Raw genomic sequence first — 17,545 nt, 5'->3', positions numbered from 1 at the left:
TATATACAGGGTAGTATTAAAAAATTTATACATCATCAAATTCCTCTATAATATTTTTGGATTCGATTGGATTACCAAGACTTACTAATGTTTCAATAATAGTTGCCGGAGGGATTCTATCTTTTGTTTTATACGCTAAAAGGTATAGTAATGCTTCTGATGATAATAGTATAAACCTCTTAATATCTGTATTCCAGGTAATTTCATTAATAAATCCGTCAAAATTGGATTTAAACGAATTACTTACAATAATAAAACCTATTTTTTTATAACCTTCTTTCTGCAATTTTGGACAATAGTGATTGATATATTCTTTAATTGCTCTATCGTCTACACCTAAACTGTATCCATTTGAGTATGCTTTTGCATCTATCAGAAAAACAGTATTTTCTTCTCTGTATCTTATGATAGCATCGGGATTTCTTCTTGTACCTTGACCTAAAATTTCTACTTCAAAATCTAGCTGTTTAAATATTTCGGCAACCAATTTTTCATACGCAAACCCTTTAGCAGATGAAGACTTCTCATTATCATTTCCTAATTCGATTAATTTAGAAACTTTAGGGATTAGATAATCTGATAACTCAAATGAAGCATTGACAGCAATGATTTTTTCTTCTTCCTCAACAACAATAGGTTTATTCTTTTTAATTGTAGTAGTGTTAGTTGTTTTATTAGGATTGCCCTTAAAATTCCAAAATGCGTGTTCTGCATCCCAGTTATTGATTTCCTTACTTGTGTATTCTTTTAAAACAACTTTTATCTGTTCGTTTAAATCATAAAAAAAACGATACGTCTGTACTTGATTTTCTTTTTCTTGCCAAAACTCCAATTCTTTGTATGCATTTATCAGAGAAGTATATAAAATTGGCCAAGCTCTATTATCCTGTATCTGCCAAAAATAAGACAGAAAATAACCAACAGAACCAGGATTAGGAGCTTTTCTTTTATCTTTAACTTTTGATGATATGCCAAGACTATATTTTTCTAACGCCTCTATCTTTGAAAGGGCTTCTGTTAAATTGGAAGGTAGATAAAGACATTCTTTAAGCAGTTTAGATAATTTTTCTATATCAGATTCACTATTTTTAACTAACTGGTTGAAAAACATCTGACCTTTAGTCGCTGTGAAGCCCCAAAGATTATTTCTTTTATTAAAGCTATCTACATTCGTCTTAAACTCAAATACATTGATTATTCCAGTTTGAAACTGTTCAATAAATTTTTTCAGCTCTACAATTGCGTTAAGTCTTGCTTCATCTATATTGTCAAATTCATTTCCTTTGGTATCTAATACTCTTTTATTGGATGCTACATAGTTATCCCAAATAGTCTGAATCTGTTTTATTTTATCTTGTGGTATCATGGTTTATAGTGTTTAGCCCAATATCATTTGTTCTATTTCGGCTTTTGCATCGTTAAGGATGGCTTCGGCTTCTTGTTGCAAAACTTTGGCCTGATTTTGTATGCCTTTTATATGATTGGCAATTTCGTTTTGCTTTTCTATTGGCGGGACAGGAATTCTAAGGTTCTTCAATAGGTCAATACCTATACCCGATTGATTATTCCAGTTTGTACATAGAGAATAAAATATTTTCTCTTTTTGAAATAAATTCAATATTGAATGCAAATAATCAGGGACGAGTTGCTCCAAATTAGCTTTTAAAACAGTTATATGGTTAGAATAGAATAACTCTTCATTTGTTTTCACGATAGCTGTTTTACCAACCAAATCTTGACTATTAGTATTATTGAATAATACATCATCATATTTCAGTTTGTCTCCACGAAAATGAAAAGGTAAATAGACATTTTTTGTAAATATTAAATTCCCTTTTTCATCAATATTTGTGGGCCTAATTTGAATTAAACCATTTCCATCCAAAGTTTGATCTTGTTTTCCTGCTCCAATTCCCGATTTGAAAGCTTTTACAATATCCCTTAATGGTTTAGAGAGATATTTTCCAAGTTCAAAAAGAGATAAGTCAGAATTATAGAACAAAGGATCCAATCGCCCTCCAACCATCTTACTAAATTGTGCTGTAAACATTCGAGATTTTAGGCTATTGTCCTTTTCGGGCAATGTAATACCCAACTCGCTCAATAGATAGGTGTCTATACTGTTTAATAATTGTTGTGCTTCGGCTTCTTTTTCTTGCTTTTGTGTATAGGCAGATTGAAATATTGAAGCAATATCTTTCTGAATATTAATGCCAGGCAATGGAATTTGCAAAGATTTATATTCCTCAGCATTTATATTTGGTTGCCCTGCCGTTCTTTGAATAGCTTTCACCCAATTTTTATATGCTCCTAGTTGAGTATAAGCAAAAAGATAATCCGGTAAAATTTTAGATTTATCAACAACAAATCGTATCATATAACCAGCAAAAAAGCAATCATAATTTACAGTATCTTTTTTGTGTATATATGCTTTCCCAACAGTATTACCACTACGAGCAAAAAGTATATCATCATTATCTAGAATAAACCTACTCTCAATATTTTGAGCAGTTACTCCAATTTCGTTTTTAAGTAACCCATATTCGTCAATATCTGTTATTCTAACATATCTTGGTTCAAGAAAGGATGCTCTAGTTACACCACTTTCATTTGCTCCATATTGCGGATTTTTTATTAGTAAACTTTTTAAAGAGACAATATTATACTTAAAATTATGTAATATTTTATTGTACAATACCATATCTCCATCCCATCTATCAACCAATTCAGAACGATTGATGATGAATATTTTATTGGGGTTGGTATGTGCGGGGAGGTTATACATTACAGGATATTAAATTCAGATTTTAGTAAACTCAAAATATTTCTAACTGCAATACCTTTAATACTGTTGTAGTAGGTGTCACGATTGTAAGGTATATATTGCAATTTGTCCATATCAAATGGAGGTACACTTGGGTCAGTTTCTGCTTTTAGCAAAATCATATGTTTATTTTGCCCTTCTGCAAAACCAACTTCAAATACAACGTTTGGATTGCAACCTGTTATGTCGGCTATAAAAATATCACATTCTATTATTTTATCAATCAATCTTTTATCTATCCTTTGGCTTTTGCCACTAAACCGCATTATCGGAGTAAGCTCTACTGTTGTATCGGCTTTTTTTGTTACTTCTTTACATACTTCATCAAACAATTTGTTATATTCGGTCACTTCGGCGTGGCTCCAGTAAGGCATAGCAACGAAAACATTGTAAGAACGTTTTTCGTGCATTTTTATGAAAACATCAATAATAGTTTGAGTATTCACTTCTGGAATATCAAACAATTGATTAGTCAATATCCAAGTGCGGAATTTTTTGAAAACTTCTGGTTTTTCTTTTACTTTAATATAAATAAAAGCTAATAAAAGATTTACATTTTTGTTGGCAGATAGTTTGGGTTCATCTGCATAAATAGCGTCTATTTGTTGTATACTCTTTTGAATTGTATTTGCTTTTTCATCTACTAAAAGATTGCTGCATTGTAAACAAAAAGTTTTTAGGGATTTATCAATTAAACTATTTATACTTAGAAATTGATAATCTTTTACATAACTATAAAGTTGTTTTGTTTGTAGTGCATTTTTTCCTAACAATTCAATTAGTTGAGCATCCGAAAATAAATTTCCTTCTAAAATAGATTTTAAATTTTGCTCGGATGTAAGTCTTTCCGATTTTGAATTAATTAAATGAAAATATGCCGTCTCTAATCGTAAGGACTCATCATTTTTTTGCTGTAATAAAATATTAAATGGCACATAATAATCTAATACAGTACCATTTAAGATCTGCTTATCTTCCTCTTTTGCACTGGCAAGTAATATATCTATAGCACTTAAACGATGACTACCATCTATACGGCTCAAATATTTTTTATCAGTTGTTTTAAATTCAAGAGCTATTCGACGAAGCAAGGGACTGTCGAATTTATCCGAAATCTTATAATCTTTAAAATCTTTATTAATAACAGTAAGATCAATATCTTCTTCAACTAATCCTTTTGTGCCGCTAAGAATTTTTGTAATAGCATTTCCGTCATTGAAATTGAGACACAAGGTTACTTCCGAAAAAAATCTAAACTCGCTATTTTTTAAAAACTCCAAGATAGCTTTGCTTCTTTCAACATCAACCGGACGCTGATAAGTGTCTTCTATTTTGGATAGTTTTGCTAAATCTGATATTTTGGCAAACCCTCTGAACGATAATGCTCCTCCAAATATATTTTCTATTACACCTCTCAATATCATATTTCGTTGTTTTCAATTGCGTTAATAAATTTTTCTAACTCTGTTGCAATAGTGTCCAGCTCATTTACATTGGTTTTTTTACCTGTAGCATCGTAGCCAATATCTTCGGCTATTGCCATAAAGATGGGATAGTCGGGCAATTGTCTTTCATTTTCTTGCTGATATTGCAGTTGTAGGCTTTCTTTTAATTCCTGTAACTGGTCAGCAAATCGGCTATTAATTTCGGTTTTGTCTTCCTGCATTAATTCCGTAATTTCCTTTTTATCTTTTTCAGGGTAGTCGGTTTTGTATTGCTTTTCCAGTTCTTTTATAGCTTGTTTTTTCTCTTTATCCCAAGTTTCAACTAATGTTTTATATTGATTAGTATCTAAAAGATTAAAACGTGTTTTTTGTTTGATGCTTCTAATTTGTTCTGTTTGATTTTCGTTATATTTTCTTAAAAACAATACCGAGCTTTTTACCCCTGCACCGTTAGCCGCAAATGCCGTTTGTGGCAGAGAAACTACCGCTATAATGCGGAAGATTTCTTCTATATGGGTACGCACATATTGTAAACTGCTATTGGTTAGTATGCCGTCTGGTATCACAATGGCTAAATAACCATTTGGTTTTAAAAAGCGGTAACATTGTTCTATAAACAATACTTCGGTACTTTGATTTTCTCGGTACGTTTCGGGTTTAGCAACTACAGCTAACCAGTCTTCTTCTTTTTTACCGAGTTGAAAGGTTTTGAGATAAGCTTTTTCTGTTTGTCTTACAATACTACCAAAAGGCGGATTGGTAATGATGAAATCAAACCTGTTGTATTGAAATCCTTTGTTTTCGGTATTTCTTTCGATGGCTTCGGGTGTGAGCAATCCGTCAGATGTGATGACGTTGGTATGTCCATCGTCATGAATAATCATATTCATTTTAGCAGCACGAGAAATCTGCTCATTTATTTCTATTCCATAGAGGTTTTTCTCAGCAAAGTCGTGCCAAAATTTGCGGTGTTTTTGACTTTGCCTTACATCATTTTTATGATTAGGATATAACTCATCGGCTTGCTTACGTACCTTGTTGAGGGCATACAGCAAAAAGCCGCCACTACCGCAAGAAGTATCTAACACTAAAGAATTATTGGTAATGGGTAACACTTTCACTGTAAACTCTACTATAGGTCGAGGGGTAAAATACTGTCCAAAATTTCCTCTGAAAAATGTACCCATAAAGGTTTCAAAAGCTCGTCCTTTTGCATCTAAGTCTGTTTCACCAATATTTACATCTTGTAAATAGCCTACTACGGTTCTTATTTTTTCGGCACTTAGGCGTATGTTATCTCTAAAAACTTCTCTATCTTTTTTCCTTCCTTCTTCATACAAACTTTCAACACGCTCCTTTAGTTGCTGGTTTTCTATTCTTCTTTTTTCGGCTTCTATTTGTGAAGGGCTTAAATTGGTATAACTAGGTACGGCTTCTGTATCTACGGTTATGATTTGAAAATCGTAAGGTTGTCCTGGTTTTCTATCCTTTTTCTCATCCCATATTTTACAAAAAATAAGTTTGTCCAATTCATCAAATGCTTCTGAGGGATTGAGTTGCCCGCCACCCCAAAGTGCATCGTGAGCTTGTTTAAATCTTCGCGTTAAATCGTCCTCACCAATTTCTATCAAATCAAAATAATCTTGTTTACCTTCTATTTGTTTCAAACTCTCGGCATCGTACACAAATTTATAATGAGCTAGTTTTTTAACTCCATATTGAGGTATATCAGGCTGGGTAATGCGGGTATTTTTAGATTTATCTACTTCAAAATATTCATTATTGTCGCCATTAGTTACCCACACATACTTTACCTCGTTAGGCATTGCATAGGCATAACTATACGCTTGTTCTACAGCCTGTAAAAATTCTTGCTGACTTACATTCGGTTTTTTACATTCTACCAAAATATGTGGTTGTTCACAAGCGTCATCATTATATACGACGATATCTGCCTCTTTGATACCCGATCCCATAGTTACAGATACATATTGTTTTATACGTTCTGGTTTGTATTTGTACTGCAATACTAATTTTAAAAAAGCTTCTGCCTGAACTTTTTCTTCTGGATTGTTATAGTTTCTATTTTTATTTTGATGAATATAGGTTATCGTTTTTTGATCTTCTGATATTTTAATCAGTTTTTTACCTATTCCTTGTTGTATAAGGCTCATAATTATTTTGTTGAATTTAATAATTCCCGTACATCAATTTTCAATAATTCAGCAATCTCTGCCAAAGTTTCTACCGAAGGCTGTATTTCATTTGTACACCAACGAGAAACAGTACTTTCACTCTTTCCCAATTCCTTAGCCAGCCATTTACTAGTTTTAGATTGTTCTACCAATACAATTTTTAGCCGATTGATTTTCATTTAATGTTATTTAATATGCATATTATGCTAATGTATAAAAAAATAAAGGATTGTCCTATTCTATTTCTTTAATAAAAAGAAAGTAAAATGGACTGCTAAAAAGTCAGGTATTATTTAATAAGACTTTGATGGAAACTATTTTTAATCCTTAGTTCTGTAATTTATCATTTACAATATGATACTCCCCTTTTCGATAACACAAATTATCATCAAACAACAACCGAATTAACTCCCTCTTTTGTAATAAAGTAGCTTTTTCGTAAATCTTGTTTATATCAGTAAGCATGTCTAAATTCCGGTCAAGAATACCACCAGTAGTTTCCAGTAAAATGTATTCTTTTTCCATTTTGGCTTTCAGTTCTGAAATTTGGCTGCCATACTCCAATCGCCATTTCTCATATACATCCTTGCTGATTTCTCCCAATATCCACTTCTCCTCTACCGCTGATAATTTCAGTTCCGCTTCCTTTAATTTACTTTGATGATCAATAAGGCTTAGTCTGTTTTTTCTGATTCTCTTATTTAAGGATAACCGGCATTCCTTTACGATTGCATCTTTTATGGATTCCGGTAAAGGATCGGAATCAATTGGACAACTATAAATCTTTCCTTTTAATTAAGTCAATTTTGTATTTAAACGTACTATATAAGAAACTTTACTAAAAATACTGCAACTACTGCAAAAACAGCCTGTTAAATCATTGCCCAAAACTTTATACAAATAACTTTGACAAAATAACAGTTAAAATTTACTATTATGTCAAAAAAATCAAACAACGAGGCTGATCAACCAAATGCAAACTTAGGTACTTCTGGCTTTAACAAGGCTTATTTGGCTATGCTAAAAAATCGCAAAGCGCAAAAAGTACGAAATAAAAAAAAGTAACCCTAAAGAATAAGTAGTAACGTAATCTATTCTCTTAACGGTCATTAAAAAAAGAACCGCTTCGTATTAAGTTACGAAGCGGTTTTTATGTTATTATTGCAAGCCCGCTATTTTGTTTTTTCAAGTTCAAGTACCGTTGCAGAACCATCAATATTTTTATAATCAAGTTTTACAAAACCAAATTCCTCATTAAAATACGAAACAAGTTCGCTACTCCCAATCCGGCTTTTTGCAATAGATTTAATTACAAAGCAATCTAACTTACCTACTCTTGTTTCTATCTCCCTTTTATCTGTAATTTCATACTCATAGGTATTTTCAATGTCGCCTTTCCATTCAAGCCATCTTTTGTCAGACCACACATCTCTTATTTTTTAATTTCCAGTTCTACTTAGTCCCAACTACATAAGGAGCTTTGATGTAAGGAAAAGGATTGGTTTCTAAAATACGGAAGAAACTATTGCGCGGCGGATGTATCCAGCAGTTCATATCGTTTTCAATTGCACCGGTAATTTCTCTTGAAAATGGTTTGCCTCCATAGGTTACATATTCGTAACGAATAGCCGTTTGATTATAATCAGGATCACTATCCTTAAAAGGATTGCCCGGTACCGCTTGTAAAATAATATTTTTAACTGTTTCGTTATCATGCTTATCAGCCGGCACAAATTTCCAGTCAAATATTTTGTAATCTCCTTTTTGTACAGCAGCTCCTTTGCCAATTAAATAACGCTTTCCTTCTTTTTCATAACAATACGTGTAGGTCAGTCTTGTTCCATTTGTATATATCTTATTATCTACATTATATTTATTCTCATCAACATTAGTACCGTCAAATTTCTCAACCGACATACCATCATAAACGTTGATATAATTTTCAATTTTATTTTGTGCCTTACTAACAAAACCATTTAAAGCCAAAAACATTAAAAGGGTAATTCTATATTTTTTTATAAACATGGGAAGATTAGCTTTTTCTGTGATTAATACACCTACTCCTATGGCAAGTGCATTATAAAATAAATATAAAATCCTTAAACAATCTAACCCAATAAAAAATATACAGGTAACCAAAACGCTTCATAAAAACATTATGAAGCGTTTTTAATAATAGCTAAACAAGTCACTTGCTCATCGCAGCTTCGTTCTCTGGCATAAATTTTACCTTCTGTTTCATTAAGCTTTACCTTCAATGTAAAATTTTTATGATTTTTTTTGTAAGCATTTGGTTATATAAATAATAATTCTATTTTTGTGAGGTTCATCGTTTTAACCTGATGACGTTTAAAAACCATCTAATTAACCATCTGACTTAAATCCAAAAATTATGAATTATTTTTACATCGGAGGAGGTGCCGTCGCACTCTTCATTATTTATTCGCTATTTTCTGCAAAAAAGAACATGAAGAAAGCACCGGAAAAACTGATTGAAGCAAAGGAAAAATTTGATGCGGGCGAAATCAATGCTGCCTTAAGGACTTTGGGAGAAGCATTTGTAATTCCTTTTAACGATCAGGTAAATGCCGAGCAAAAAGCCCACCTTATCGCGGTGCTGGATTTGTTGAAAAAGATATTTGCTGAAATGAATATTTCTGGCAATAAGCTTATCGATCCGCTTTATGACAAGCTTAGCAATTCAACTCTTGTTAGTGTACCGCTTAACGAAGGGAACTACAAGCCGCTACAGAATTTCTTTGATGAAACCGACTCTGATCAAAAACTGGTTAACTACCTGAAGAATTCTGTTTTTAACGGAGAGATCGGCGTGGCTGATTCTGCTTCTTCAGACAATTCGTCATTTCCTGAAACCAGCAGCAGAACAACACCTTATATCAATAATGCCGGAAAGCTTATTATGAAAGGCAAATACCAGGATGCCATCGATGTGTATAAGAATGCACTTAACGAGCAATGGGATGATACCGACAAAGCGTTCCTGCATGATCAGCTGGCTTCATGCTACCTTATGAATAAAGACCTGACCAATGCTGACGCCAATTACAAAGAAAGCATCGCTATTAAATCCTATTTCCTTAACAACTGGAACTACGGTGACTTCCTGGTTTACCACAAGCGTAAAGCAGATGCTGAAGTACAGCTTCCAAAGGTTGAAGCACTGGTAGCTTCCCCATCGGACAGAAAAGAATACAACAAGCTGCAGAAAAATTTCGAAGCGTTAAAGTAATCGTTTTTACAGAAAATTAAAAAGCCCGTAAGGTGGTTACCTGCCGGGCTTTTTACATTTATTATCTCCTGTTCTATCATTAGCCAAAACCTTATCCTCCCCGGGCGATTATCAGGCAGCGCTATGGAGAAAAAAATTGTATGTTTATAACCTTAGTACCTAAATCAAAAAACATGGAACATATTGATCACGACGAACTGAAAGCGGTAATCAGCAATGATGCTTTTGACAAATACACCAGCGAACAACTATTCAGCGATACAAAATACTATTTTGAGTCGATGAAATCGGCACCTTTCTTTGGGGAAGAAACCCTCGGGATATATGTCGACATCTATAAAAAACTTGGCGAAAAAGGCTATAGTCCTGCGCTGTACGAACTGGGATTGCTGTATTACAATGGCGAATTCTGGCTGCCTTCGGATTATGCATTATCCCTGGACTACCACCAAAAAGCCGCCGCATCGGGCAACGCCGATGCTATGTTTGAACTGTATGTATATTACGCCACCGGCATCGGGACCGAAATAGATTCAGAAACAGCTACAGACTGGAACCTGAAAGCGGCCAATGCTGGCAGCGACAGGGCATGCTACAATATGGGTACTTTTTATGCCACCGGAAACAATATGCCGCAGGATATGGAAAAAGCGGTAAACTGGTATGATAAAGCTTCGCAGCTTGGAAATGTACGGGCTACAGAAACCCTTGGCCTGATGTATCGCTATGGTGAGGGTGTGCCGCAGGACGAAGCGAAAGCCGATACCTACGAAAAACTGGAAAACGAACAACGTGAGGCGTTTTTACGCCGTATGGACGAAATGTAATTTTTTAAAATCGAATATACATTTACTCCCGCCGAACTTTCATTAAGAAACTGTAGGACAGGTTCTTTTTATACCTTAGCAATATAAATAATTACAAAATGGCAACACTATACACGATCACAATAAAGAGCATAAAAGATACCAAAGTAATAGCCGAAGTTCGCGTAGACCACCCCGATGCGGGGAGCGATATCGGTTCCAAAGACTTTGCTTTGCAAATACTGCTTGAAACAGGGGACATTGAAAGACCTTATTTCAATAAACTTCCGATTCCTAAAGAGGAATGGAAAAAACTGGTGACGGAACATCCGCGAAAGGAGGAATATGATTTAATGCATCAGTATAATAACGGTGTGAAGCTTGAAATCACCCCTGAAGAAGGAAAAAAAAGAAATGACCGTGACTATTGGCAAAAACACAACGAGGAACTTGCGTTGCAATATGGCAGGAAAGTTTCAAGCAGCGGAATGTCGGATGGACAGTATTATGTTCACTTTGATAATGAACCCTTGAAAGTAATCGATGCTGCCAACAAAGTAATCCTATCAAAACCTGTCAAGAGGAAGCTTGAAAAGAACCTGTACACTCTGGAGTTTGAAGTTGCCGATGTGGAATACCTGCACCACCTTCGGGAAAAGATGATCTATGAGTCGGCAGCATGGAACCTTTCCTCATATTATAAGCCTGAAATAAACGTTGCACAAGGCGAAGCGGTATTACTACACTATAAAGATGCTAAAAGCGATAAGTTCTGGCAGGTTGTACAGGATGGTGCCTCATTAAATATTACCTACGGAAAAACAGGAACTGCCGGACAGAAAAATATAAAAGAATTGGATTCCGTACAAAAAGCCGAAAAAGAGCGCGACAAACTGATAAACGAAAAACTGGGTAAAGGATATACAAGAACAAACTAATTCAAAATTTACAATTATGAGCTTATTTAATTTTTTCAAAAAAAATAAACCAACCGACCAGGCAGCAGAAAAAATTACTACCGGAAATCCTCCAGCTGTTATATCGCGTGAGCAAATGCATAATGAGTTAACATCAGCGATAGACGACCGGAATTTTAATGAAATAAAGGAACTGATGAATGCCGTTACTAAGGATAATGCACCCTCAATTTATCTGGCGCTTAATTTTGAAGATTCATGGTTTCCCGAAAAGGGCTATGACAGGATAGTAGACATTATGGCAAATAACGGATTGGTAGACCTTAATGAAACGAAAGACGGCAAGACACCACTTACCGTAATTGCAGAAGCCTGCCATAACGCTACAGCTATCTATGCACGAATCGTTGAATCGCTGCTTAATGGTGGTGCGGATCCTAATAAAACAGACAGCCTGGGATGGAGCGCACTTGCGTATACAATAAACAAACACGGGGTATCCCCCACTATTATCCAAAAGCTCATTGATGCCGGATCTGACCTGAACCTTGTTGTTGAGAGTGAGGATTTTATAGGTCTGAACAAAAGAAGTATACTGGGAATGGCCTATTACAACAATAAAGACTTCTTTGCCCAACTGAAAGAGAAAGGAGCCACAATGACCGACGCAGAAGTTGAAGAGCTTCAGGAAAGAGGTTATTCATTGGAACCGTAAAACTACAATATGCCGCAAGCCATTGTTATAGCCGACATTGATAAAATAAGTAATAAAAAACATTACTGCCATGAAGCAGTATTGCCAGCGTGTGGCCGTAATTGCCAGGGCCGTAAAAAAGCCGAGGAACGCCTGAAATAATGAAAAACCTTAAAATCAAGTGGCTATATCTGTTTTACTGCAGCCTTTTCGGTGCGGGCAGCCTGCTTCATGCTCAGAATTATAAACACATCGACTCGCTACAATACGTAGCCGATACCTACAGCAGAGCCGGACAGAACTACAAGGCCGCCGTGGCCCAAATTGATGTGGATGTCGCCTTTATGATCGCCAACAGGCCGCTTCGGGACAGGTCGGCATACCGCACCGCACAAGCCTATGTAAGATCCCGGCAATATGACGAGGCCTTTTATCATATCACCAGAGCATTTGAAGGAATGTGCCAGTCTAACGATTCCATTGGCATTGCATATTGCTATAGCATAATGGGGCAGCTCTTCGGATTTAAAAAAGATTACACCAAAGCTGCCGATTACCACCATAAAGCGCTGAATATTCTCAGAAGAAACGCGCCTCAAAAAGAAAACACTGCTACGGCCAAGGTACTTTATGCCGATTTTTTTATCCGTCAAAAGAAATATGCCGCAGCATTAAAACCACTATCCGAAGCCCTTGCCGTAACATCCGGCAAAGGCTTTTATAACACAAAGGCCTACATAAAGGACAAGCTAGGTTTTTACCATGCCATGCTTGGCAATCCCCGGCAAGCAGAGCGGTATTACCGCGAGGCACTGGCCCATGAAAAAACAAATCGGTATGTGGACATCCGGATGAGTATTTTAAAACATTTGGGGGAACTTTACCTTTCCAGTAACGACATTCCAAAAGCGAAGTCCTTTTTGGAACAATGCATTGCCCTAAAGCCATTAAACGAGGAAAGCGAAGATTATGTTCTGGCTAACCGGCTGCTGGCAGAATTATATGGAAAAGAGGGCAACTATGAACAGGCATATACTTATAGAATAGAAGCCGTACAAGCCAAAATGGGACTAATGAACGAGGCAATGCTCACCAATACCGAAGCCCGTTCGGTAAAATTCGATACCGAACAGCTGGCACTGCAAAACAGCCTCCTCCAGGCTACCGCCGAAATACAAAAAGTCGGGGCACAACAGGCGAACGTAAAGAAAAACGTATTCCTGCTCGGTTTTATATTTACCATTATCGTGTTGGTCACTCTTCTGGTATTCCTCCATTTTTACTTCAGACAGAAAAGAGCCATCACAGCCAACAGAAACAACGAACTGAAGCAGCAATTACTGCTTACGCAAATGAATCCGCACTTTATCTTCAACTCCGTAGATACCATACAAAACCTTATTTACGAAGATAAAAATGACGAAGCTGTCGATTACCTTTCGAAACTCTCACAGCTTACCCTCCAGATACTGGAGAACTCTTCGCTGCAATACACCAGTCTCAGAGAAGAATTCAACATGACGGTCAATTACCTCGCTATACAGCAACTGCTCTATAATAATTTCGATTATGAAATCGTCGCAGAAGATGGGATTGACACCGAAACAACCTTTATTCCACCGATGCTCACCCAGCCATTTATCGAAAACGCTGTAAAGCACGGAATCGCAGGAAAAAAATCAGATGGCTGGATACAGGTCCGATTCTACAAAAAGCGCAACAAACTTTACTTTGAGGTAACAGATAACGGAAAAGGGCTTACCGGAAAAACACGAGAAGGACATCGGTCTATGGCTACAAAAATTACATCCGAAAGGCTCAATGCCATGCAGGGAACCATTGAAATAGCCAACATAGTCGATAACGGCATTGTAAAAGGCACTGTAAGCCGTTTCCCGATTCCGTACAAAATAAAAAACAACCTTGCATGAAGCAATTCTGTATCTTATACTTCGTTACCTGTTTCCTGTTGCTTTTGCCGCAGGCAGTGATTGCGCAGCATAATCACGGGAAAACTTCGCCTGAAGTGCAGATCGACATCCTGAATCGTTTGGGTACAACCTACCATGAAAAAGGAAATTTTGAAAAGGCCGAATCGCTGTTCCAGAAAGCCATAGCCCTTTGCCGGATGCACAGGCTCGACAAAAAACTAGGTCAGAGCCTGTACAACCTTTCGGCACTGTATACCGAAACCGCCAATTATGAAACCGCGATAAAACTTGGCGAAGAATGTGTGGAAGTACTCCAAAAACAGGACGATAAGGAAACCATTGCCAAAGGCCTGATGAACCTTGAAACATGCTGGCGGAAGCGTGGAATAGTAATCAACGTCATGATCTATGCAGACAGTGCCGTGAAGGCTTTAAGGCCTTTAAAAAAAGATACACTCTTGGAACTGGCCCTTTGGCGACAAGGAGAAGTATACCGGAAAATAAATACCGCGCTGGCTATACCCATGCTCAAAGAGGCGCTGGTTCTGGCGCAAAGAATACTGGAGCGGCACAACCTGGATAACATTTACAATTCGCTGGGGCAATGCTATATCGAGCCTTATACCACAGTATATGACGCTGCTATTGCTGAACGTTATTTCCAGATGGCGTTGCAGGCTGCGCTAAAGTATGACAAAAAGGAAGTGAACGATAGCCGCATACAGTATGGCAAAATGTGCATCGTCAACAAAAAGTACAAAGAAGCAGAACATCAGTTAAAGCTAGTGTACCACGATGCCGCTGCCACCAATAACAACGATCAGCTGTCGGTTGCCGCCTTTTGCCTTAGTGAGATGTACTTTGCCAGGAACAATTTTCAAACGGCTTACCGTTACCTGAAGGAACACGAAGCGCTCGAAGAACAGTACAATACCGCGCAGAAAAAAAGCACGGCAGATATGATGGCCTTTAACTTTAAAACCGGAAGGGTAGAAACGCAAAACAAGCTCCTTAAACAACAGCGCGAACTACAACGGGTAAAACAGGAACAGGTGAGTTTCCGCAATAACGTAAAAATAGGCGTTTCGGTAGCTGTAGCCCTTTTTCTGGTTACAGTTACACTGGTACTGTACCGATTCAACAAAAAGAAAAACCTGCTGCTATCCAAAAAGAGCGCCACGCTACGCCAGCAATTGCTCCTCACGCAAATGAGTCCCCATTTTATAACATCATCCATCGAAAGCATACAAAACCTCATCAGGGAAGACAAGCCGGAGGTTGCTGCTACCTATCTTTCCAAATTCACCCGTCTGACCCGCCAGATACTGGAAAGCAGTACAAGCGACTATATTTCGCTGGATGAAGAGATCGCCATGATAACCAACTACCTCACGGTTCAGCAGCTACTCCATCCAGGTGGCTTTAGCTTTACCGTTGACAACGATGGCATCGATACCGAAGCCATTTACATCCCTCCTATGCTCACACAGCCATTGCTTGCCAATGCCGTAAATAGAGTATTGACCGGTACCAGCCAACATTCTGTTACCGTACAATTGCTGCTCAAAAACAACAAGCTACTGATTGGGGTAAGCGACTCCGGCGGACCGTTAAAGCCGGGTGAACTACAACGCATTTTGGAATCGTGGACTATAAACATAACCGCCGAAAGACTTGCCGCACCTGTAACGATAAAAAATGTCATCCTCGAAGAGGGTACTACCGGTGTAAGGACACAGTTGGAAATACACTACATTACCGATGACTAACATGACGATTTTATTACAATTAACTACGAACTTTCAATAAACGCCAACGAATAATCATTTACAAATATAAGCTGCACATTAAGTGGTAATTTGCTGTCAGAATATCCAGCTATTGGGATTATAGCAACTATCCGGCAATAAAGAACCTGACTGCTGACATTCCTGAGCAGGAAATTATTGAAAGGGTAACATGCCGTTGTTTGCAAAGTATCTTTACATCAAGAGCCATAGCACACGGGATATGATTCTTTTAATAAATTAAGAAATAATGAATAAGTTTTTGTAGCAGTGTTGTAGGAATAGTTTTTATTATTACTTTAGTTCCTTTGACTTAAACAACCCCGTCTATAACCTTAAAAAACAAAGCAATATGAACACATTTAAAAAAATTTCAGCCACAGTACTGCTGGCCGTAATGGTATCACAGGCGGTAACTGCCGCGACCAGAGAAACCTCGGTGGTCATAGAAACTGTTGGCGGCTACTTCGACGTGTATCTGGTAAATAACTGCACGAAAGAGATCGAGGTGCGCGTGCGTGCGGAGGGCTCTTCCTCAACATCAAAATACAAAGCAGGCGAAAAAATAAAAGTACCTGTAAAGGCTGGATATGAAGTACATGTGGACGGTAAGTTGTACAAAAAATTTGAAGATTCAGATAGCGGAAAAGAAATTAAACTTTGTAAATAATTATGGGACTTTTTGACAAGATTAAAAGCATGGTAGGTGTCACCGGTGTGAAACTGGAATATACATGGATTGAGAATCCATGGCCGTATTTCGACCCGATGATTAAGGCCACTATAAATGTGAAAGCCGGTAAAGATGCCGTGACCATCCTGGGCACGAAAGGTACTTTTTATGCCAAGCGTACCGTAAACAATGTAGAAGAGAAGATCGTATTGGGAACTGACATCAGCAACGTTGAAAAATGTGGCCGTACAGAACGCAACGGTGAGTTCGTAAAAGAATTTCCATGTGCGCTGCAAGGCGATGGCGAGGTTTCTTTCGGCTTTTTCATCATGGATATGGACGTTCCTGCCGCATTGGCCGAATGGGGTGGCGAAACGCCTGCCAGTGCGAAAGCAAATGGTATCACCTTTTTCCTTGAAGGAGAAGTGGATGTGAAGGAAACATTAGACTTGTTCGACCCTACCCTTACACAGGAAATAGAAGTATACCACAATGAACGCAGACAGGAACCGGAATACGAAGAGGAAAACAACCCGAGCATTTATAATGACAGCATAGCATTAGAAGGCGAAGATGACGAAATCAGCTTTACGCCAGAGCAACGGAAACTGATCCTTTCGGATGACCACGAGGTGGAGTTTGAGCTGGAAGGTATGGAGGTGCTTGCCCTATACAGTCTGGGTCAAATGCATAAAAAAGTAGTGCGTATGACGGATGACATTTTTGGCCAGACAAAAGTGGGTGTATTCACAATCAATCACATTAACGGACACAGGGATCTTGACTTCAGCAGTCCGGACAATTGGACCAACATCTCCATTGATGCTATTTCTTTTACCTTCTCCAGACCGAACGAATGGGGACATGAAGCTTCTAAGTACGAAAGCCTTTTTCACATCAAGGATATTGCCCTGCTAAAGCAAAATTAAAACTGCCAATAGAAACGCCCGTATTTAACGGGCGTTTTTTATAAAATCAAAATCAACAAAGGTTTTTCCGTTAATAACCGCTACAGGCTAAAAT

18 protein-coding genes are annotated in these 17,545 nt (G+C 37.3%); 10 read left to right on the top strand and 8 right to left on the bottom strand.

The genetic code is table 11. From position 1 onward, the window contains the following. Nucleotides 1–25 precede the first annotated feature (25 nt). The 6 genes from B3394_RS17415 to B3394_RS17390 all read right to left on the bottom strand — a co-directional run bounded on the left by B3394_RS17415 (nt 26) and on the right by B3394_RS17390 (nt 7,067). Entirely contained in the window at nt 26–1,366 is a 1,341-nt protein-coding gene (locus B3394_RS17415; protein ID WP_286927819.1) for a restriction endonuclease FokI C-terminal domain-containing protein, read from the bottom strand. A gap of 12 nt (nt 1,367–1,378) precedes the next feature. Beyond that, nucleotides 1,379–2,785, bottom strand: a complete 1,407-nt coding sequence (locus B3394_RS17410; protein ID WP_286927797.1) for a restriction endonuclease subunit S — start codon at nt 2,783–2,785, stop codon at nt 1,379–1,381. Continuing rightward, nucleotides 2,785–4,248 (bottom strand): nucleoside 2-deoxyribosyltransferase, encoded by a 1,464-nt coding sequence (locus tag B3394_RS17405; protein ID WP_286927775.1) that lies wholly within the window; start codon nt 4,246–4,248, stop codon nt 2,785–2,787. Before B3394_RS17405 ends, B3394_RS17410 begins: the two co-directional genes overlap by 1 nt. Beyond that, nucleotides 4,245–6,443 (bottom strand): restriction endonuclease subunit M, encoded by a 2,199-nt coding sequence (locus tag B3394_RS17400; RefSeq protein ID WP_286927771.1) that lies wholly within the window; start codon nt 6,441–6,443, stop codon nt 4,245–4,247. The genes B3394_RS17405 and B3394_RS17400 overlap by 4 nt, the downstream gene beginning before the upstream one ends. 2 nt (nt 6,444–6,445) lie before the next feature. Continuing rightward, complete coding sequence (locus B3394_RS17395; RefSeq protein ID WP_286927770.1) at nt 6,446–6,643, bottom strand: helix-turn-helix transcriptional regulator; 198 nt, start codon at nt 6,641–6,643, stop codon at nt 6,446–6,448. 148 nt (nt 6,644–6,791) lie between these two features. Beyond that, entirely contained in the window at nt 6,792–7,067 is a 276-nt protein-coding gene (locus tag B3394_RS17390) for a hypothetical protein (protein WP_286927769.1), read from the bottom strand. A gap of 333 nt (nt 7,068–7,400) precedes the next feature. On the opposite strand from B3394_RS17390, the gene B3394_RS17385 reads away from it, so the two are divergent. Beyond that, the gene (locus B3394_RS17385; RefSeq protein ID WP_286927760.1) at nt 7,401–7,529 is read left to right on the top strand and encodes a hypothetical protein; all 129 of its coding nucleotides are present in this window, start codon (nt 7,401–7,403) and stop codon (nt 7,527–7,529) included. Between the two features lie 107 nt (nt 7,530–7,636). On the opposite strand, the gene B3394_RS17380 is transcribed toward B3394_RS17385, so the two are convergent. Continuing rightward, nucleotides 7,637–7,891, bottom strand: a complete 255-nt coding sequence (locus B3394_RS17380) for a hypothetical protein (RefSeq protein WP_286927758.1) — start codon at nt 7,889–7,891, stop codon at nt 7,637–7,639. 25 nt (nt 7,892–7,916) lie between these two features. Further along, nucleotides 7,917–8,489, bottom strand: coding sequence for a hypothetical protein (locus B3394_RS17375; RefSeq protein ID WP_286927756.1), 573 nt, complete (start codon nt 8,487–8,489; stop codon nt 7,917–7,919). Between the two features lie 367 nt (nt 8,490–8,856). Here B3394_RS17375 and B3394_RS17370 point away from each other — a divergent pair, with 367 nt between their 5' ends. The 9 genes from B3394_RS17370 (at nt 8,857) to B3394_RS17330 (ending at nt 17,451) form a co-directional block, all read left to right on the top strand. After that, nucleotides 8,857–9,714 (top strand): tetratricopeptide repeat protein, encoded by an 858-nt coding sequence (locus B3394_RS17370; protein ID WP_286927749.1) that lies wholly within the window; start codon nt 8,857–8,859, stop codon nt 9,712–9,714. A gap of 173 nt (nt 9,715–9,887) precedes the next feature. Then, nucleotides 9,888–10,541 (top strand): tetratricopeptide repeat protein, encoded by a 654-nt coding sequence (locus B3394_RS17365; protein WP_286927747.1) that lies wholly within the window; start codon nt 9,888–9,890, stop codon nt 10,539–10,541. Between the two features lie 98 nt (nt 10,542–10,639). After that, complete coding sequence (locus B3394_RS17360) at nt 10,640–11,458, top strand: WGR domain-containing protein (RefSeq protein ID WP_286927745.1); 819 nt, start codon at nt 10,640–10,642, stop codon at nt 11,456–11,458. 16 nt (nt 11,459–11,474) lie between these two features. Beyond that, nucleotides 11,475–12,152 carry a hypothetical protein gene (locus tag B3394_RS17355; protein ID WP_286927744.1) on the top strand — a complete coding sequence of 226 codons (678 nt, stop codon included), beginning with the start codon at nt 11,475–11,477 and terminating at the stop codon, nt 12,150–12,152. A 9-nt stretch (nt 12,153–12,161) separates the two neighbouring features. Then, nucleotides 12,162–12,293, top strand: coding sequence for a hypothetical protein (locus tag B3394_RS17350; RefSeq protein ID WP_286927737.1), 132 nt, complete (start codon nt 12,162–12,164; stop codon nt 12,291–12,293). Continuing rightward, nucleotides 12,293–14,062 (top strand): tetratricopeptide repeat-containing sensor histidine kinase, encoded by a 1,770-nt coding sequence (locus tag B3394_RS17345; RefSeq protein ID WP_286927732.1) that lies wholly within the window; start codon nt 12,293–12,295, stop codon nt 14,060–14,062. Before B3394_RS17350 ends, B3394_RS17345 begins: the two co-directional genes overlap by 1 nt. Beyond that, on the top strand, nt 14,059–15,831 hold the full coding sequence (locus B3394_RS17340; protein WP_286927727.1) for a tetratricopeptide repeat protein: 1,773 nt from the start codon (nt 14,059–14,061) through the stop codon (nt 15,829–15,831). The genes B3394_RS17345 and B3394_RS17340 overlap by 4 nt, the downstream gene beginning before the upstream one ends. A gap of 370 nt (nt 15,832–16,201) precedes the next feature. Further along, nucleotides 16,202–16,519 carry a hypothetical protein gene (locus tag B3394_RS17335; RefSeq protein WP_286927725.1) on the top strand — a complete coding sequence of 106 codons (318 nt, stop codon included), beginning with the start codon at nt 16,202–16,204 and terminating at the stop codon, nt 16,517–16,519. Nucleotides 16,520–16,521: 2 nt separating this feature from the next. Next, nucleotides 16,522–17,451 (top strand): hypothetical protein, encoded by a 930-nt coding sequence (locus tag B3394_RS17330; protein WP_177733976.1) that lies wholly within the window; start codon nt 16,522–16,524, stop codon nt 17,449–17,451. Nucleotides 17,452–17,545: the final 94 nt, after the last annotated feature.

The sequence above is a fragment of the Flavobacterium sp. UBA4197 genome, assembly GCF_002379575.1.
GTDB lineage: Bacteria > Bacteroidota > Bacteroidia > Flavobacteriales > Flavobacteriaceae > Flavobacterium > Flavobacterium inviolabile.
Note: the sequence above shows the minus strand (reverse complement) of the source record. Positions and strands in the feature narration are given on the sequence as shown.